Genomic DNA, 17,727 nt, shown 5'->3' on the forward strand with positions numbered 1-17,727 from the left:
GCCGGGTACTGGGCCGGTCGGCCTCCCTGTCGCTCGCTGTCGTCTTCGCCGACCGACGGTTCGCGCAGCGGCCGGCGCCCGGCGTCCCGCGGCCGAAAGAACGCTTACCGGCCGAGGAGGTTCTTATCTGGACACTCCCGGGTGGAGTTCGGCTTCCCGGCGTCGCGCTCCTCGTCGCCGCTCGTTGATGGTGCTGTGGAGTGCGAACTGCGTGTGGTGAAGGACCGAGACGGCGGCATCGTCCGTCGCGTCCGGTTGATCGACGCATCCGGTTCCGAGATCGATCCGGTCTGCCGGTTTCTGGGGCATCTCAATGATCGGGGGCTGTCGCCGAACACCTGGTGCGCCTACGCCTACGACCTGAAGTACCTGTTCACGTTCCTGGCCCGGGAGAGCCTGGACTGGCGGGACTTCCGAGCACCGGACGCGTTGCGGCTGCTGGGCTTCCTGCGCCGTCAGCCGAGCCGCCGGCCAGCCCAGCGACTCGGGTTGACCGTCGTGGTCGGCGGAGCGGACCTGCCTGGCAGTCTGCTGTCGCCGTCGACGGTGAACCGCATCTTGGCCGCGGTGTCGAGTTTCTACGACTGGGCCATGGTCGCGGAGGAGTACGACGGCGAGGACTCGCCGATGCAGATGCGCCCGGATCCGGCTCTCGCGAGGGTCCCGGGCCGGCATCAGCCGTTCATGGGTAAGGCCAGCCGCCAGCAGCCGGTGCGGCGCACGGTCACGGTCAAGCAGCCGCGGCGGCTGCCGCGTCCGATGGACGAGGCGGTGTTGGAGGGCTTCATCGCGAGCCTGACGAAGCTGCGTGACCTGGCGATGTTCCTGCTGATGCTGGACGGAGGGCTGCGGCCGGGCGAGGTGCTGTCCCTTCATCTGGCCGACCTTTCCTATGGGCGGCGGCGGGTGACGATCGGCAAGCGTGACGACCACCCCGGCGGAGCCCGCGGGAAGTCGCGCTCCGAGCGGGTCGTCGACCTGCACGATCCGCGCACGCTGGACGCGGTCAGCCGCTACGTCATGCACGAGCGGCCCCTGGAGTCCGCCAGCCCATTCGTGTTCCTCGTCGGCGGCAACGGAGCCCGCAGGCTGGAGCCGCTGAGCTACGACGCGCTCGTCCGGTTGTTCTCCCGCCGAATGGCGAAGCTCGGCGCGCGCACGCCGGAGGCCACTCCGCACGCTTTGCGGCACACCCACGCCACGGCGATGTGGGAGGGCGGGATGCGCGAGTTGTCGCTGCAGAAGCGGCTCGGACACGCTTCGCCGGAATCGACGAAAATCTATACCCGGGTGTCCGATGAGGCGGTGCTGGCCGACTACACCCGGGCGTTGGAGAACCAGCGGTGAATGCCCTGGCCGCAGTCCCGGACCTGCCGGATCGGCGGCGCCACGCCCCGCGGGAGGAGTACACCGCGTGGGTCCGCGCCACCTTCGCCGGGACACGAGGGACGATCAGTTCCCGGCTGTTCTTCTACAACAGGTTCGTCCAGCACTGGCCCGATCTGGAGGACTGGTTCGCCGCCCCGCTGCTGGACCGGCTGGACCTGCATGCCGATGCGACTCCGGGCTCCGGCAAGCACCTGGGCATCTCCCACGAAGCAGGCTCCTACCTGGCCTACCTCTCACTGATCCATCGAATCCCGATGGACGCCGACTGGGTGCTGGCCCGGAACTTCGACAGCCTGTTCAACCCCCGCGTCGCCCCGACACTCGGGATGGACCTGGACCTGGTCGACGCGCTGGACGAACGCCAGCGGCAGCTCGGCTACCGCAGCGGCCGGTCGCTGCTGACCTGGGGAATCGCCCGCCTTGTCCTCTGGAAGGGCGATCCGGACATCACCGCCATCACCTACGGCGACCTTGCCGCGTTCGGCGAGGAGATCCGCCGCTGGTGCGCGATGCCGGAAGCCAGGACCATCCGGGCCGCCCACGTTCACCGAAACCGCCGTGACAGCGACCCTGCCACGCTCACCGCCGAGTTCGAAAAGGCATGCCTGAGCCGGCTGCACGGCCTGCACGTGCTGCTGTTCAACACCGGGCAGGTCAAGGAACCACCGTTCCACGGGCTGAAGACGTGCGAGCTGTGGCGCGAAGAGCTCACTTCCCCGGACACCCCGCCTGCGATCGCAGCGCCGGTCAACCGGTGGTTGTCCGGACGGCTGCAGACCACCGACCGGGCGGAGTCTGTGCGCAACTGCCGGGACGCCTTCCGCTACTTCCTGCGCTGGCTCGCCCAGGACGTCCCCGAGCTGACGAACCTCGCCGAGCTGACGCGAGCTCACATCGAGGGCTTCCTGACCCATCAGCACGAGCGGATCAATCCGCGCAACGGCCGACCGCTGTCGGCCCGCACGCGCTACACCTACATCAGCCCGCTGCTGCAGTTCTTCCGCGAGACCAGCCAGTGGGGCTGGACGGACGTCCCGGCCAGGCCGTTGCTGGGGCGTTCCGACCTGCCGAAATTGCCGTCAAGGCTGCCCCGATTCATCCCGCGCGACGAGCTGGACCGACTCATGCAGGCCGTCGAGGACCTGGAGGACCCTCACCAGAGGACAGCCTTGTTGCTCTTGCGGTGGAGCGGTGCCCGCCGCGGCGAGATCGCCCGCCTGCCCATCGACTGCCTCGATGCCTATCCCGACGGCTATCCCCGGTTGCGAATCCCGGTCGGCAAGACCTACACCGAGCGCATGATCCCGCTGCACCCGCAGGCCGCCGACGCGCTGCGGAGCCTGATCGAGACGGCCAAGGCCGGCAATGCCGCAGCCCGCCACGACCCTTGGGCCCAGCGGCCGGTCCGCTACGTGTTCATGCGGCGGGGCAAGCCGATGGGCCGGCAGTTCCTGTTCACCGACTCCCTGGAAGTCGCCTGCCGCAAGGCCGGGCTGGTCGATGGCGACGGCAACCCCATGGTGACCGCCCATCGGTTCCGGCATACCGTCGGCACCCAGCTCGCCGAGGGCGGAGCCCAGATCCAGACCATCATGGCGATCCTCGGGCACCGCAACGCGCAGATGTCGGCCACCTACTCCCACATCAGCGACCCCATCCTGAAGGAACAGTACGAGAAGGTCATCGCTGCCGGCGGCCGGATCGCGGGCCCGGCCGCAGAGGAACTGCTCAGCGGCCGGATCGGCGAAGACACCCTGAACTGGCTCAAGACCAACTTCTTCAAGACCGAGCTCGAACTGGGCCATTGCCTGCGCGCACCCGCCGAAGGACCCTGCGAATGCGACCTCTACCTTCGCTGCTCGAAGTTCCTCACCACCAGCGAGTACGCTCCGCGCCTTCGATCCCGGCTGGCCCGCGAGCAGCAGCTCGCCCAGGACGCCATTGAACGCGGATGGCCCCGCGAGGTCGAACGTCACACAGCCATCGCCGACCGCATCCGGAGCCTCCTCGCGGACCTCGGCGAGAGTCCCGACCCCGCCCCTGGCGATCACTGCTGAACCGACCCGAGCCTTAGCGGATTGAGGAACGGGGTGGACAGCCTGATGGCAACGGCTCAAGGTGGTCGGCATGCTGTCCCTTCGGAGCATCCCCCTCACAGTTCACCGCCGGACCCCGCTCACCAAGGCGGAACGCGTCCGCGTGCTCGACAGGTTCAACGCCGCCGTGCGGTGCCCCGACGCGCACGGTGGGCTCGCGTGCTTGCCGCTCTTCCTCGATGCCCTCGCCGAGGACGAGGCCCGGCCCGACGGCACGCGGTGGATCGTGGACGACAACGCGCGGTTGGACATGGCGGCATTGCTGCGCTACTGCTTTCCCCAGCCGGAAGTTCATGTGGTGGCCGCGGAGTACGGCGCCGCAGCTCACGAGCGTGGCTGGCTCCATCTCGATCGAGCCTTGCGGACTGACGAGTACACGAGCCTCGTCGAGACAGCCGAAGGCTGGGCGGAGACCGACCGCACCTTCGACGATGTTCTGCAGGTGTACGGTCGGCCTTCCGTGATCTTTGGCGACCAGGATCCGCGCTCGGCCAAGACCCTTGGCTACGCTTCCGGTGATCGGACCGCGCCGCTCGCGGTTTTCCACTTCGGTGAGGCGGGAGACGCCCCATCGGCACGCCTGCTCGCCTTCCGGCGTGGTGGCGACATGTTCGGAGCGAGCATGGGCTTCACCCCGTTCGGCGACGCCGTTGCTGGCGAGCGCGAGAGGCGTCAACACTGATCACCCTGTTTCCCGAGACCACGACGAGGCAGAATGATCGCCATGACGACTTGAAGAGCACCGGCCGGACGCAAGTCCTGGCGCAGGGGTGTAACCGGCTGGTGCGTTCGTGACGGTGAACGCTCGGTCTGCATGGTGTGCCGGGAGCCAGTCCGTTCCTTCCAGTACCGCGTGCATCCGCCTGAGTCCTCCAGCTTCGAGCGATGTATCGGGTTTGGCTGGTGCTCGGGGTGCCGGATCTACTCGGGCAACATGGTCTACGTTCACCGCAAGCGGGTCTTGGTCGACGCCCTTGTGTCGCTATCGGCCGATGACCGCGAACGGTTGCTGCGCAAGGAGGCCGCGCTGATCGACTATCTCGACAGCCAAGGCCTCGGTCACCACTGAGCCGAGCACCATGCTGAGCCCTGGCTGCAGAGGGTTCGAGTGAGCAGCCGTCAAGGGTCTCCTGAGTTGCCACCAGGTACGACAAGCGAGTTCGGCGACAAGGCGCCGGGGATGTCCTGGGACTCATAACGCCACTCTGACGCGCGCAAGATTGTCCAGATAAAAGTTGATGTCGTCGAACTGCTGCCGAGACAGTACGCGGCTTCTCGAATACGCGATCAACGCCACCGGCGCGTTCGAACCCGTCGGCACCCACCCCGACCACCGCCGCCTCGGCCTGGCCCGCGCCGTCTACTCGCGCGGCGACGCCCACTATCCCGTCCCCAAGCGGCTCCAGCTGTCCCATGGATCGACTGCATCAAGTGCGGCAACGCCCTGTGACCGCTGTGCGACAGGAATTCCGGTTGATCGGCTGGTTCTCTGGCTGACCTCGGCCGCATAAGTGGCCCAGTCTCCGGCGGCGGCTCGCTGCCATTTGACGGCGATGGTGATGTGGATGCCGCGGGTGCGGGCGAGGATCGCGGCGGGCAGCTCGGTGGCGAGCTGGAACAGGGTGGTGGAGCGGGTTGCCGCGGGCCGGATGCCGAGTTTGCGGAGTCGTTCGCCCGTGGCCTAGGCGCTGATCGGGCGGCCGGGCTGGCCGCCGGGGAAGAGTCAGGGGAAGTCGGTCTGGGTGAGGACCGCGTGGCTGCGACGGGCGGCAACTTGTTCCAGGGCCGGCTTGGCGATGGGGCCGGGCAAGGTGACCGCGACGTCCCCGAGGCGGATCCGGACTGTCGCGTTGGTCTCCTCGATGTGGGCGGTGGTCAACCGTGAGATCGCCGCTGGCCACTGGGCATAGAGGAGCAACAGTAGCCTGGCCAGGCGGTCTTCAGTCCGGATGGTGTCGTCATGCAGCAGGCGACGGGTGGTGGCCCAGTGGGCGTCGTCGTCCATGGCCCGGGAGGGGTCGTGTCGGAGTGGATGTCTCGCAAGCGCCCGCAGACGGTGCAGTGCGCCTCTCGCTGGTCGCAACTGCCGTAGCGGGGTTGCCCGCTCAGCTTCGAGAGCACGCAGGGTGCCGTCCGGCTACAGATCGAGCGGACCAGCGTGGGAAGTGGACGGCAGTTGGGACAGATCGGCCCGTCGGGAGTCCTGGTGCTGGCCATGCGCCGCTTGCCGCAGGTGGTGCAGGTCTCCAGGGTTGGCGGGGTCCGTGATCAGGCACTTCGGACACAGCGGCCGGCCTTGGGCGTCGCGGGTGGCAGGTTCGCGCCGGGCGCCGCAGCGTGAGCACTCCTCGATGCGGGGCCTCGCGATGCAGTTGCGGCAGACCCGCTGTCCGTCGAGGGGCTTGTCGATGCGGACGACGCGCCGGCAGCGGGGGCAGGCCGGCCCCGAAGGCCGAGCCGACGGCTCAGTGTTCTCCCAGCACCGAGGCCAGGAGCCCCGGGTAGCGGGCGTCGAGTTCCGGGCGGCGCAGCGTCATGATGCGATTCTTGCCCTCCTGGCGGGTGGTGGTGAGACCGGCCTCGCGGAGGATGCGCCAGTGGTTGGAGAGCGTCGACCGCGGCACCGTGAGCCAGTCGGGGCTGCAGGCGCTCTCGCCCTCGGTCGCCATCCAGCGGACCAGGGCGAGGCGCACCGGGTCACCGAGCGCGTGCAGCACGGCGGCCAGTTCCAGATCGTCCGTCATGACAGTAGTATGCCGATCGTTTCGACATTTCGGGAAAGTCGAAACGATCTTCAGTGGCCCATCACCGCCTGTTCTTGGGAGCGTTCGCCATGCCTGCACTCGCCACCCTCGCCCGCGTCTACGTGGACGATCTGGACGTCGCTCTGCCCGCCTTCGTCGCCCTCGCCGGCGAGCCGCCCCGGCTGCGGTTCGAGTACCGCGACCTGGAACTGGCCCGCGTCGGCGATTTCCTGCTGATCGCCGGCACGCCCGAAGCGCTCGCGCCGTACCGGGACACCCACGCCACCGTGCTGGTCGACTCGCTCGACGAGGTCCTCGACAGCGGCACCCTGCTCGACGGCCCCAACGCGGTGCCCACCGGCCGCAACGCGACTCTCCGGCACCCTGGCGGCGCGATCATCGAGTACGTGGAGTTCGCCTCCGCCTGACCGACGTGCGCGAGCACCCGAGCCAACCGTCCGGTTGACCCGCCTGAACGCGGAAACCGACTCCTCGGCCGTACACGGCCGCCGGCTCGCCGGGTTGCTCCAGCGAGGGGTCCACTGGCGGGCCGGCTCGATCAAGCGCTGCCTCCGACTCCTCGCCGACCGTGCCGAACTCGTACGTGCAGTGGTGACCCTGACGAGCCCGCGGTACCGGCTTCGCTCAGGTGGCGCCTCCGCGGCTGGTCAGGCCCTGGTGGCGGGGGTATGGAAGTAGTGGCCCTTGTCGAGGTCCTCGAGCAGGCCGGGGTGGGTCGGTTGCCAGTTCAGCAGGTCGCGGGTCAGGGTGCTCGATGTCGGGGCGTCGATGCCGAGGAAGGCGCCCAGCCAGGCGAAGTGTTCGGCCGCGGCCTCGGGGGCCACGGAGGTCACCGGCACGTCGAGGTGGCGGCCGATCACCTCGGCGACTTCGCGGATCGCGACGCCTTCCTCGGCGACTCCGTGCAGCACCGATCCGGCGGGGGCCTTCTCGACCGCCAGACGGAACAGCCGTGCGGCGTCGAGGCGGTGGACGGCCGGCCAGCGGTTGGCGCCGTCGCCGAGGTAGCCGGAGACACCCCTGGCCCGGGCGGTGGCGACCAGGGCCGCCATGAAGCCGTTGTCCCCTTCGCCGTGGCAGGTCGGAGACAGTCGCACCACGGAGGAGCGGACGCCGCGCGAGGCGAGTGCGAGCGCCGCTTGGGCGGTGGCCGATCGGATCGACATCGGCGAGCCGTCGATCACGGGCATGTCCCGCTCGGTCGCCGCGCGCCCGAGCGTGAGGCCGGCCACGCCGGAGGCGAGGACGAAGGGGCGGTCGGTGCCGGCGAGCGCGTCGCCGAACGTGTCGACGGCGCGGCGATCGGCCTCGGCGGCGCCAGGGAAGTCGCCGGTGAAGGCGATGTCGTGCTTGAAGGCGAGGTGGATCACCCCGTCCGACGCGGCGGCCGCGTTCCGCAGCACGGTGAGGTCGTCGACGCTACCGCGGACGACCTCCGCGCCGGCCGCGGTGAGCGCGGCGGCGGAGGTGTCGGATCGGGCGAGTCCGACGACTTGGTGGCCCGCGCCGATGAGCGCGGGAACGACGGCGGAGCCGATCCAGCCGGACGCACCGGTTACGAAGATACGCATGGGAAGGCACCCCAAACTATCGATGTCAGTGACTGTCATCGACTCTAGCATCTGATGTCAGTGACTGTCATCGCGTAGGATCTACGCATGGGTAGATGGGAGCCGGACTCGCGCGGACGCCTGACGAAAGCGGCGTTGGAGCTCTACGGCGAGCGCGGCTACGAGCAGACCACGGTGGCGGAGATCGCCAGACGGGCCGGGCTCACGGAGCGGACCTTCTTCCGGCACTACGCCGACAAGCGCGAGGTGCTGTTCGCCGGCTCCGGTTCGCTGGAGGAGCTGTTCGTGCAGGCGGTCGCCGGTGCCCCGGAGTCCGCGGCGCCGATCGACGCGATAGCGGCGGGACTCGAGGCGGTCTCCGAGGAGTTCGTCGGCCGCCGTGAGTTCGCCCGGCAGCGACAGGCCGTCATCGCGGCGAACGCGGAACTCCAGGAACGCGAGCTGATCAAGCTCGCCTCGATCTCGGCCGCGCTCGCCGACACCCTGCGCCGACGAGGCGTCGCGGGGCCGGCCGCGAGCCTGACCGCCGAGGTGGGCGTCGCCGTCTTCAAGGTCGGCTTCGAACTCTGGATCGCGGCGTCCGAGGAACGCGAGCTGTCGCAGTTGATGCGGGAATCGCTCGACGAGCTCAAGGCCGTGACCGCGAGCGGCTAGACGTCGTCACCACGGGCGGCCCGGGGCTCGCCGCCTACTTCAGGACCTTGAGCAGCAGCTGCGCCAGCGCGCCGGCGGAGGCCGGGTTCTGCCCCGTGTACAGATTGCGGTCGACCATCGTGTACGGCTTCCACATCTCTCCGCGCTCGAACTGCACCCCGAGCTCCTTCAGCTCGTCCTCCAGCAGCCAGCGTGCCCTGGGGGCCAGGCCGACGGCGTACTCCTCGTCGTTGGTGAAGGCCGTGACCCGGTAACCGGCGAAGGGGGACACCCCGCGCACCCGGGTGGACAGCATCGCCGCGGGGGCGTGGCAGACCAGTGCGAGGGGCTTGTCCGAGGCGAGTGCCGCGGTCAGCAGCCGACCCGCGTCGGCGTCGAGCCACAGGTCCTCCATCGGGCCGTGGCCGCCGGGGAAGTAGACGGCGTCGTAGTCCTCCAAGCGGGCGTCGGACAGCCGGATCGGCCGTCGGAGCTCCTCCGCGGAACGGATGACGCGCTCCAGGTCCAGGGCGGCCTCGGCGCCTCCCGCCATGTCGGGGCGCAGGCTCATCATGTCGACGCTGGGGATCGCGCCGTCGGGTGCGGCCACCACGACCTGGTGGCCGGCTTCCGTGAACGCCGTGTACGGCGCCGTGAACTCCTCGGCCCAGTAGCCGGTGGCGTGCCGGGTGCCGTCCTTGAGGGTCCAGTAGGGGGATCCGGTCAGAACGAAGAGCAGTTTCGCCATCGTCGATCACTCCTGTGTCCGGGTTCGCGGTCCGTGTCCGTACCGCGGAACCGCTGCCTCCTTGCCACGAGGTGTTCAGGCCGTCAGGCCCTCGATCGCCACGGGAAGGTGGCGGGGGCCGCGCAGTACGGCGTTGGCGCGGTACGGCGGCGGGTCCTCGAGCAACCCGGAGAACCTGACCCGGCGGAACAGTTCGGGCACGGCCAGATGTAGTTCCATGCGGGCGAGAGGGGCGCCGAAGCAGTAGTGGATGCCGGTGTACATACCCAGGTGCTGGTTGTCCTTGCGGTCGGGATCGAACCGGTCGGGGTCCTTGAAGCGTTTGGGGTCGCGGTTGGCCGCGGCCAGCATGAGCCAGACCGGTGAGCCTTTGGGGATCGTGGTGCCGGCGACGTCGATGTCGGCCAGGGCGGTGGTCCACGGGACGAACTGGACCGGGGGCTCGTAGCGCAGCGATTCCTCGATGAGCGGGGCGGCCAGTTCCGGCTCGTTCTGGAACCGGTCGAGGACGTCGGGGTGGCGCAGCAGGGTGAGGGTCGTATTGGTGATCGCGTTGACGGTGGTCTCGTGGCCGGCGACCAGGAGCAGTATCGCGGTGGCCTCCAGGTCCGTCGGTGTCATGTCGGGGGCGAGCTCGCTGAGGATCCCCGGGCCGGGGTGGCGGCGTTTGGTCTCGATCAGGTCGGACAGGTAGGCGCCCATGTCCTGCCGTGCCCGCTGTGCCTTGTCGGGGTCGTCGTCGCCGCCGGGGTGGGGATCGAGTGAGGACGCCAGGGCGTCGGCCCAGACGTGGAAGCGCTGTTCGTCCTCGCGCGGCACACCGAGGACCTTGCAGATGGCGGTGACGGGAAGGGGGTAGGAGAAGTCCTCGACGATGTCGACCCGGTCCTTGCCTTCGAAGGCGTCGAGCAGCTCGGTGACGACCTTGGCCAGGTCTCCGCGCAGGCCGTCGAGGAATCTGGGGCTGTGCGGGGGGCCGAACGGCCGGGTGACGGTGGCGCGCAGCCGGTCGTGCACGGGTGGGTCGGTGAAGATGAAGCTCGGCGGTGGGCCGCTCTCCTCCGGCGGGTGCCCGATGCGGGCGTAGCCGGGCGGGCGGTTGCTCATGTCGTTGCTCAGCCGCGGGTCGTTGGCCAGGTTCCGCACCTCGTAGTAGGTGCTGACCAGGTAGGTGCCGTTGTCCTCCCGCCTGACCGGTTGCTCGCGCAGTTCCGCGTAGAGCGGGTACGGATCGGCTCGATTGGCGTAGTCGGTGATCTGCGCGGAGATGGTGGCGGGCGTCATGGTGTCTCCTGAGGGCTCCGGGCGGCACAGGGCCGGTGATCAGGCACGTGCCGGAACGAACGCGACACGCCGCTCGCTCGGTGAGTGACCCGTCAGCGTGACGGTGGGCCCGTGGGTGGGCAGGTGGGGGTCGGGGAAGGCCGGGTCGACCGGCTCCAGCGTTTCGGCGCGGCGGTCGACCGTGCGGTACTCCGGCGGGAACGGCGCGGCGGCCTCGATCTGCCGCTGGTAGAACCCCAGCCACTTGGCTCCGTCGAAGGACGCCGCGGCGATGACACGGCCGCGGTAGCCGTACACCGCGACGAACCGGTCCTCGGCGAGCGCCCCCTGGGCGACGACCAGCTGGTCGCCCAGCGAAGGCACACCCACGGACTTGATGTTCACACCGAACTGGGAGGACCAGAACATCGGCAGCCACAGGTGCGGACGGCGATCGGGACCCGCACAGATCATGTTGTGGGCGGCGATCTCTGCCTGTTCGACCGCGTTGCCCCAGTGCTCCAGCGACAGGAACTGGTAGTCGAACAGCGGGTGCGGGCTGCGTGCGACGTCACCGGCGGCGTAGATGTCGTCGGTGACGATGCCGTTGACGTCGAAGACCCGACACCCGGCGTCGCATGCGATCCCCCGGGGGCCTGCGGCCAGCCCGGAGCCGGCGAGCCAGTCGGTGTTCCTGATCGCTCCGAGCGAGACGACCGCCACCTCCACCTCGATCGCCGAGCCGTCCGACAGATGGGCGCGCCTGAGCCGTCCGGCGTAATCACCCTCCAGGGCGGTGACGCTGACGCCGCAGCGCAGATCGACTCCCTTCCCGCGCTGCAGCCGGTCGGCGACCGCGCCGATCACCCCGCCCAGTGCGCCCACCAGCGGCGCGGGGCCGCGTTCGGCGACCGTGACCTCGAGGCCCAGCTCCCGGCAGGCGGAGGCGACCTCGGAGCCCGTGAAACCGGCGCCGATCACCAGCACTCGGGACGGGCCGCCGGCCAGCTTCCGCTTCAGGCGCGCGGAGTCGTCGCGGGTGCGCAGTGCGAAAACCCCGTCAAGAGCTGCCTGTTCCGGGTGGAACCAGGGCCGCGCTCTGGTCCCGGTGGTGATCAGCAGGCGGTCGTACGGAACGGCGTCACCGTTCGCCAGGCGCACCTGCTCGGCGTCCCGGTCCAGGCCCTCGGCCGCGACGCCCAGACGCCATTCGGCATCGATCTCACGCCGCCGCGGTAGCGCCGTGTCCTCGGCCCGCGCCCGCCCGAGCAGCGCCTGCTTGGACAGCGGCGGCCGGTCGTAGGGCTCGTACGGCTCATCACCGATCATGGTCAGGGATCCGGTGAAGCCCTCGTCCCGCAGGGTCTCCGCCGCTCGCAGACCGGCCAGCGAAGCACCCACGACGACGATGCGGCCCTCCCGCCGCAGGACCTCGACGTCCGCTTCAGCCGACATGGGGCTCCACACCCTTCGTCGGCTCGTCGGAGTAGTCGACAAGTATGGCCTGGACCGGGCAGGCCGCAGCAGCCTCCTCCACCCGGTCGCGCTGCGCCTCGTCGAAGCGAGGGGAGAACAGCAGCGCCTCATCGCCATGCAGGGCGAAGACGTCCGGAGCGAGATAGACGCACTGCGCGAATCCCTGGCACCGGTTGAGATCGACGACAAGCCTCATCGGAACCCGCTCCCTGCACGGGCCGCGGTGGCCGAGCCCCGCAGCCGTCTGCGCTCGGTCGATGTGATCGGTGGCATGCCTCACTTTCAGGTTCTGCCCTCCGCAGAGGTCTCGCAAGGCGAGGGCGGTGCTGGGCGGGCCAGGCGCCTACGACACCTCTCGATCTGGCGCTGCCACTGGTCGGTGCGCAGCTCTTCGGTGGGGGCCGGGAGCATCACTCCGGCGTTGTTGACGAGCAGGTCGACGGTGCCGAGCTCCCGCTCGATCCGCTTGGTTGCCGCCCGCACGGTCTCGGCGTCGGTGACGTCGACGGCCAGGACGACGAAATGTCACCGTGCGTGACGATCGTCGCGCACGGTGATTCTCGTTCATGGGCGGGCGCTCGCCCGAGTCCGTCCCCCGTCGCGATCGAGGCGGGCCGCGGTCCGGGAACCGCCCGTTCGGGTGGTCTCTTCGTCCGCCCGTGTGGCTTCGCCCGGGCTGTTGGGGGGTGGGTGGTTTGCTGTGCGGCGAGCTGCGGCCGACAGGCTTCCGCGGCGACGTGCGGCGGCGTGGAGAACGGGCGACCAGGCTCCCCTCCCGGGCCGCAGGGGCCCCGGGTGCCGAGGCCCCGGGGGCTCCCGAGCGGCTGGAGGTGGTCGGTGGTGACGGCTGGGCGCGGTGGTGGATCGTCCGGGAGCCGGGTCCGGCCGCGGTGGGGCGCCCGCGCGGGGCGTCGGCTGGGCCGGGCCATCGGGCGGGCCCGTACCGCGGCGGGTGCCAGGCTGTCGGAGGCCGCGGGCGCGATCGGGCGGCTGCCCGCCCCGCCGGGGCCGTTCCGGCCCGGCTTCTGGCGCAGTCCGATCCGCGGGCCGTGGCTGACCTCGGTGTTCGGCTCGGTGCTGCTCGTCGGGATGCCGGTCCTGTTCGTGACCGGGGCGCTGTCCTACGCCGCGTACAACCCCGACCTCGGGCCGCTCAACGACCAGACTCCGGACAAGGGCCTGCTGGGCTTCTACCTCTTCGACTGGCCCACCCGCCCCTCCTGGCTCTACCGGCTCACCCAGGGCGTGCACGTGACGCTCGGCGTCGTCCTGGTGCCGGTCGTGCTGGCCAAGCTGTGGTCGGTGATCCCGAAGCTGTTCGAGTGGCCGCCCGTGCGCAGTGCCGCCCACGCCCTGGAACGGCTGTCGCTGCTGACGCTGGTCGGCGGGGTGGTCTTCGAGTTCGTGACCGGGATCCTCAACATCCAGCTCCACTACGTCTTTCCGGGCTCCTTCTACACCCTGCACTTCTACGGGGCGTGGGTGTTCATCGCCGCGTTCGTGGTCCACGTCGCGCTCAAGCTCGGGAAGCTGGTCCGCGCCCTGAGGTCGCGCCCGCTGTGGGGGGAGCTGCGCACCGGCGTCGCCGGCACCCGGCCCGAACCGCCGGACGCGGACGGCCTCGTGGCGTCGGACCCGGCCCCGCCGACGATCGCCCGGCGCGGTGCGCTGGCCCTGGTCGGCGCGGGTTCGCTGGCCCTGTTGGTCGTCACGGCGGGGCAGAGCATCGGCGGCCGGCTCCGGGCCACCGCGCTGCTGGCACCGCACAACCGCGAGCCCGCGAACGGTCCGAACGGATTCCAGATCAACAAGACGGCCGCCTCCGTCGGCGTCACGGCGGCCATGATCGGCCCCGACTGGCGGCTGGAGCTGTACGGTGCCGCTCCGGTGCGGGTGTTCACCCGGGAGCAGCTGCTGGCGCTGCCGCAGCGGTCGGCCCGGCTGCCGATCGCCTGTGTGGAGGGCTGGTCCACCGAGGACCAGCACTGGAGCGGACTGCCGCTCGCCGAGCTCGCGGCCATGGCCGGGCTCCCGGACGCGGCGGACGTCCTCGTGGAGTCGGTCCAACCACCCGGGCCCTACACCTCCGTGCTGCTGCGCGGCAACCAGATCCGGGACCCGCTCTCCCTGCTCGCCCTGCACGTCAACGGAGCCGACCTCTCGCTCGACCACGGCTATCCCGCCCGCATCATCGTCCCCGCCAACCCCGGTGTGAACAACACGAAGTGGGTCGGCCGGCTGACCTTCAGGACGTGACGATGGACCGATTCGCCCCCATCACCCGCTGGTACGGCGCGCGGCCCCTGCACCTGCTCGCGCTCCTCGCCTCCTTCGCCCTCACCGGCTACGCGGTCCAGCGCCTGGTGGCCGAACGGCCCGTCGCGGTGGCGGTCTGGTTCGTCGGCGCGGCCGTCGCCCACGACCTGATCCTGCTCCCGCTCTACTCGATCGCCGACCTCTCGGCCCGCTCGGTGCTGCGCCGCCTGCCCGCGCCGGTGCCGGCCGTGCCCTGGATCAACCACCTGCGCGTTCCGGCCTGCCTGTCCGGCCTCCTGCTGCTCGTCTGGTTCCCCCTGATCCTCCGCCTGTCCGAGCCCTACCCGGGCGCCACGGGTCTGTCGGACGAGGTCTACCTGCCCCGGTGGCTCGTCATCACCGGGGTCCTCTTCGGGGCCTCCGCCGTCGCCCTCGCGTTCCGGATCCGCGGCGCGCGCCGGGCCGGCCGATCGGCGCGCGCCGGCGAACACGGCGTCCGCGAACCGTAGGACCGTATGCGGACGGCTTTCCTTCCGGCCCGCGCCCGCGGTGACCGGACGTCTCCCGACGAGAGGTGGTGCACATGGCAGTGCGTCAGGATTCCCCGCAGGCCGAGCTGGGCGTGATCGGCGGCTCCGGGTTGTACGAGCTGCTGGACGCGGTCACGGAGGTGCGGGTCGACACGCCGTACGGGCCGCCGAGCGACGCGCTGGTCCTGGGCGAGGTGGCGGGGCGCCGGGTCGGGTTCCTTCCCCGGCACGGGCGTGGCCACGCGTTGGCCCCGCACCGGATCAACTACCGGGCCAACCTCTGGGCGCTGCACTCGCTGGGCGTGCGGCAGGTGATCGCGCCGTGCGCGGTCGGCGGGCTGCGGCCGGAGTACGGGCCCGGGGTGCTCCTGGTGCCGGACCAGTTCGTGGACCGGACCTCGGGGCGGGTGCAGACCTTCTACGACGGGCAGCCGCTGCCGGACGGCTCGCGGTCGCACGTGGTGCACGTGTCGATGGCCGACCCGTACTGCCCGGCGGGGCGGTCGACCGCCCTGGAGGCGGCGCGCACGGCGGCCTGGGAGCCGGTGGACGGCGGCACCCTGGTGGTGATCGAGGGGCCGCGCTTCTCCACCCGGGCGGAATCCCGCTGGTTCGGCGCGAACGGCTGGTCGGTGGTCGGCATGACCGGGCACCCGGAGGCCGCGCTCGCCCGCGAACTCGGGCTCTGCTACACGTCGTTGGCCCTCGTCACGGACCACGACGCCGGCGTGGAGAAGGGCGAGGGCGTCACCCAGGCGGAGGTGCTGGCGGTCTTCGCCCGCAATGTCGACCGGCTGCGCACCGTGCTGTTCAAGGCGCTGGAGGCCCTGCCCGTCGACCGGGAGTGCCCCTGCCCGCACGTCCTGGACGGACTGGCGACCGGCCTTCCCGGCATCCCGGGTGACTGACCGGGCCCGGGGCGTCCTGCCCTGCGCGCTGGCCGTCGCCGCGCTGGTGGCGGGCCTGGCGCTGACCGTGACCGGCGGCGGGACGCTCGCCGACCGGTCGCGGCTCCCCGGCTGGTACGTCCTCGATGCCGCACTGTTCGCCTTCGCGCTGCTCCTGCTGCGGAGGGTGGCCGACCGCCACGTGGCGCCGCTGGTGGTGGTCGGGAGCATCCTGGTCGCCGGGACGGGGCTGCTGGCACCCCCGCGCACCAGCGACGACGCCTACCGGTACGTGTGGGACGGGCGGGTCCAGGCGGCCGGCGTCTCCCCGTACGCGCACACCCCGGACGATCCGGCGCTGTCCTGGCTGCGCGACCCGGGCCTGTTCCCGGACGGGGACGGGTGCTCGGCCTGGGACGAGCGGAGGACCGCGGCTGGGGACTGCACCCGGATCAACCGGCCCGCCGTGCACACCGTCTACCCGCCGGTCGCGGAGGCCTGGTTCCTCGCCGAACACCCCTTCGGCGGCGGGGTGCGCGGCGTGCAGGTCGGTGGTGCCCTGCTGGCGGTCGCCACCACCGGTGTGCTGCTCGCCGTCGGCGGGCGGAGCCGGCGGGCGGCACTGTGGGGCTGGTGCCCGGCAGTGGCGCTCTGGGCGGTCAACGACGCCCACGCCGACACCCTGGGCGCCCTCCTCATGGTGGCGGGGCTGGGCTGCGCGGCCCGCCGCCGGACCGGTGCCGGCGGCGCGCTGCTCGGCGCGGCGGCCGCGGCCAAGCTGCTCCCGGCACTCGCCCTGCCCGGGGCGCTGTCCGGGGCGCTGTCCGGGCTGTCGGCCCGGCGGCCGACCAGGAACGACGTGCTGCTCGCCACGACGGCCCTCGGCACTTTCGCGGCGGCCTACCTCCCGTACGTCGTGCTCTCCGGCGCCGGCGTGCTGGGGTACCTGCCCGGCTACCTGAGGGAGGAGGGGTACGAGCAGGGGCGCCTCGAACGGTTCGGCCTGCTGCGGGTGGTGCTGCCCGACCCCTGGACGCCGTGGGCGGCCGCACTGGTGCTGGCGGCGGTGGTGCTGCGGGTCCTACGGCACGGTGACCCGGCCAGGCCCTGGCGCGGCGCGCTCCTGGTGACCGGGACGGCGCTGCTGCTCGTGGCCCCGAGCTACCCCTGGTACGGGCTGCTGGTGGTCGCCCTGGTCGCGCTCGACGGACGGTGGGAGTGGCTGGCGGTACCGGCCGCCGGGCAGGTGCTCTACCTGACGGGCGGCGAGGACGCCCAGCGCGCCGCGTACGGGGCCGCGCTGCTGTGGGTGCTCGCGGTGCCGCTGGTGCGCGGGCGGCTGCGTGGCGGAGCGCGCCGGGCGATGGCCGGGGCGGTGCCGGAGACGACCAACCCCTGACCGGACGGCCAGGCTGCCCGCGCTCCCGGGCCGGTCCGGTCGGGGACCACGGCAGGCCCCTGGGTTCAGCCCTTGCGCAGGGCGAGGAAGCGGCGTCCGCAGGAGGTCCAGCGTTCCGCCTCGACGAGGCCCGCCGCGCCGGCCAGCCGCAGGGTCGCCGACCCGCCGAGACGGGCCCAGGGAAAGGAGGGGCCGAGCTGCCCGCCCGGCCCCTCCACCCGGACGACGGCCCGTTCGTCCACCTCCTCCGTCTCCACCTCGACCAGCAACAGCCCTTCCGGGGCGACGAGTTCGGCGCCCCGGCGGAGCAGCGCGCCCGGGTCGCCGCCGATGCCGAGGTTGCCGTCCGCCAGCAGCGCGGCACCCCAGCGCCCCTCGGCGGGCAGGCGGTCGAAGACGGATCGGCAGATCGCCCGGCCGCCGAGGCCGACCGTGCGGGCCACCGCGGTCCTCGTCACGTCCACCCCGAGGACGTCCACCCCGAGGGTGAACAGCGCGGCCACCAGCCGGCCGGGGCCGCAGCCGAGGTCGAGGACCGGCGCGCCCAGACGGGTGCAGCGCCGCAGCAGGCTGTGGTCGGCGCCGGCCGCGGGCGCGCACCAGCGCTCGATGTCCAGGTGCACCCGGTGGCCGTCCTCGTGACGCAGCCACAGCGGGCCGCGGCCCGTGCGGACGGCTTCGGCGAACGGGTCGTCCACCCAGGGCGCCGCCACC

General features: G+C 71.3%; 19 protein-coding genes. 10 read left to right on the forward strand and 9 right to left on the reverse strand.

What is annotated here, in order from left to right:
- The first annotated feature begins 141 nt into the window (after positions 1-141).
- The 4 genes from ACGF0D_RS27570 to ACGF0D_RS27585 all read left to right on the forward strand — a co-directional run bounded on the left by ACGF0D_RS27570 (position 142) and on the right by ACGF0D_RS27585 (position 4,554).
- Positions 142-1,347, forward strand: coding sequence for a tyrosine-type recombinase/integrase (locus ACGF0D_RS27570; protein WP_392920731.1), 1,206 nt, complete (start codon positions 142-144; stop codon positions 1,345-1,347).
- Positions 1,344-3,446: a tyrosine-type recombinase/integrase gene (locus ACGF0D_RS27575; RefSeq protein ID WP_392920734.1), complete on the forward strand. Its 2,103-nt coding sequence runs from the start codon at positions 1,344-1,346 to the stop codon at positions 3,444-3,446. The genes ACGF0D_RS27570 and ACGF0D_RS27575 overlap by 4 nt, the downstream gene beginning before the upstream one ends.
- A gap of 70 nt (positions 3,447-3,516) precedes the next feature.
- Positions 3,517-4,167, forward strand: coding sequence for a hypothetical protein (locus tag ACGF0D_RS27580; RefSeq protein WP_392920737.1), 651 nt, complete (start codon positions 3,517-3,519; stop codon positions 4,165-4,167).
- Between the two features lie 252 nt (positions 4,168-4,419).
- The gene (locus ACGF0D_RS27585; protein ID WP_392920739.1) at positions 4,420-4,554 is read left to right on the forward strand and encodes a hypothetical protein; all 135 of its coding nucleotides are present in this window, start codon (positions 4,420-4,422) and stop codon (positions 4,552-4,554) included.
- A 654-nt stretch (positions 4,555-5,208) separates the two neighbouring features.
- Here the strand turns inward: ACGF0D_RS27585 and ACGF0D_RS27590 are convergent.
- Both ACGF0D_RS27590 and ACGF0D_RS27595 read right to left on the reverse strand, forming a co-directional pair.
- Positions 5,209-5,490: a hypothetical protein gene (locus ACGF0D_RS27590; RefSeq protein WP_392920742.1), complete on the reverse strand. Its 282-nt coding sequence runs from the start codon at positions 5,488-5,490 to the stop codon at positions 5,209-5,211.
- 460 nt (positions 5,491-5,950) lie between these two features.
- Positions 5,951-6,229: an ArsR/SmtB family transcription factor gene (locus ACGF0D_RS27595; RefSeq protein WP_392920745.1), complete on the reverse strand. Its 279-nt coding sequence runs from the start codon at positions 6,227-6,229 to the stop codon at positions 5,951-5,953.
- An 89-nt stretch (positions 6,230-6,318) separates the two neighbouring features.
- On the opposite strand from ACGF0D_RS27595, the gene ACGF0D_RS27600 reads away from it, so the two are divergent.
- Entirely contained in the window at positions 6,319-6,657 is a 339-nt protein-coding gene (locus tag ACGF0D_RS27600; protein ID WP_392920747.1) for a hypothetical protein, read from the forward strand.
- Between the two features lie 240 nt (positions 6,658-6,897).
- Here the strand turns inward: ACGF0D_RS27600 and ACGF0D_RS27605 are convergent, their stop codons facing one another.
- Positions 6,898-7,821, reverse strand: a complete 924-nt coding sequence (locus ACGF0D_RS27605) for an SDR family oxidoreductase (RefSeq protein ID WP_392920750.1) — start codon at positions 7,819-7,821, stop codon at positions 6,898-6,900.
- Positions 7,822-7,908: 87 nt separating this feature from the next.
- Here ACGF0D_RS27605 and ACGF0D_RS27610 point away from each other — a divergent pair, with 87 nt between their 5' ends.
- Complete coding sequence (locus ACGF0D_RS27610; RefSeq protein WP_392920753.1) at positions 7,909-8,475, forward strand: TetR/AcrR family transcriptional regulator; 567 nt, start codon at positions 7,909-7,911, stop codon at positions 8,473-8,475.
- A 34-nt stretch (positions 8,476-8,509) separates the two neighbouring features.
- Here ACGF0D_RS27610 and ACGF0D_RS27615 read toward each other — a convergent pair whose 3' ends face one another.
- The 5 genes from ACGF0D_RS27615 to ACGF0D_RS27635 form a co-directional block, all read right to left on the reverse strand.
- A complete protein-coding gene (locus ACGF0D_RS27615) occupies positions 8,510-9,202 on the reverse strand; it encodes a type 1 glutamine amidotransferase domain-containing protein (RefSeq protein ID WP_392920756.1) in 693 nt (230 codons plus the stop codon).
- A 75-nt stretch (positions 9,203-9,277) separates the two neighbouring features.
- Positions 9,278-10,486, reverse strand: coding sequence for a cytochrome P450 (locus ACGF0D_RS27620; protein ID WP_392920759.1), 1,209 nt, complete (start codon positions 10,484-10,486; stop codon positions 9,278-9,280).
- 39 nt (positions 10,487-10,525) lie between these two features.
- Positions 10,526-11,920, reverse strand: coding sequence for an NAD(P)/FAD-dependent oxidoreductase (locus ACGF0D_RS27625; protein WP_392884410.1), 1,395 nt, complete (start codon positions 11,918-11,920; stop codon positions 10,526-10,528).
- Positions 11,910-12,137 (reverse strand): ferredoxin, encoded by a 228-nt coding sequence (locus ACGF0D_RS27630; protein ID WP_392884411.1) that lies wholly within the window; start codon positions 12,135-12,137, stop codon positions 11,910-11,912. The genes ACGF0D_RS27625 and ACGF0D_RS27630 overlap by 11 nt, the downstream gene beginning before the upstream one ends.
- Before the next feature lie 86 nt (positions 12,138-12,223).
- The gene (locus tag ACGF0D_RS27635) at positions 12,224-12,454 is read right to left on the reverse strand and encodes an SDR family NAD(P)-dependent oxidoreductase (RefSeq protein WP_392920835.1); all 231 of its coding nucleotides are present in this window, start codon (positions 12,452-12,454) and stop codon (positions 12,224-12,226) included.
- Positions 12,455-12,922: 468 nt separating this feature from the next.
- Between ACGF0D_RS27635 and ACGF0D_RS27640 the strand changes: the two genes are divergently transcribed.
- From ACGF0D_RS27640 to ACGF0D_RS27655, 4 genes are all read left to right on the forward strand, one after another.
- Entirely contained in the window at positions 12,923-14,197 is a 1,275-nt protein-coding gene (locus ACGF0D_RS27640) for a molybdopterin-dependent oxidoreductase (protein WP_392920838.1), read from the forward strand.
- A 2-nt stretch (positions 14,198-14,199) separates the two neighbouring features.
- Entirely contained in the window at positions 14,200-14,706 is a 507-nt protein-coding gene (locus ACGF0D_RS27645; RefSeq protein ID WP_392920840.1) for a hypothetical protein, read from the forward strand.
- A gap of 74 nt (positions 14,707-14,780) precedes the next feature.
- On the forward strand, positions 14,781-15,635 hold the full coding sequence (locus tag ACGF0D_RS27650; RefSeq protein WP_392920762.1) for an S-methyl-5'-thioadenosine phosphorylase: 855 nt from the start codon (positions 14,781-14,783) through the stop codon (positions 15,633-15,635).
- Positions 15,628-17,013 (forward strand): hypothetical protein, encoded by a 1,386-nt coding sequence (locus tag ACGF0D_RS27655; protein ID WP_392920765.1) that lies wholly within the window; start codon positions 15,628-15,630, stop codon positions 17,011-17,013. Before ACGF0D_RS27650 ends, ACGF0D_RS27655 begins: the two co-directional genes overlap by 8 nt.
- 65 nt (positions 17,014-17,078) lie before the next feature.
- Here ACGF0D_RS27655 and ACGF0D_RS27660 read toward each other — a convergent pair whose 3' ends face one another.
- Complete coding sequence (locus ACGF0D_RS27660; protein ID WP_392920843.1) at positions 17,079-17,726, reverse strand: methionine biosynthesis protein MetW; 648 nt, start codon at positions 17,724-17,726, stop codon at positions 17,079-17,081.
- Position 17,727 lies beyond the last annotated feature (1 nt).

The organism is Kitasatospora sp. NPDC048298, assembly GCF_043201465.1.
GTDB lineage: Bacteria > Actinomycetota > Actinomycetes > Streptomycetales > Streptomycetaceae > Kitasatospora.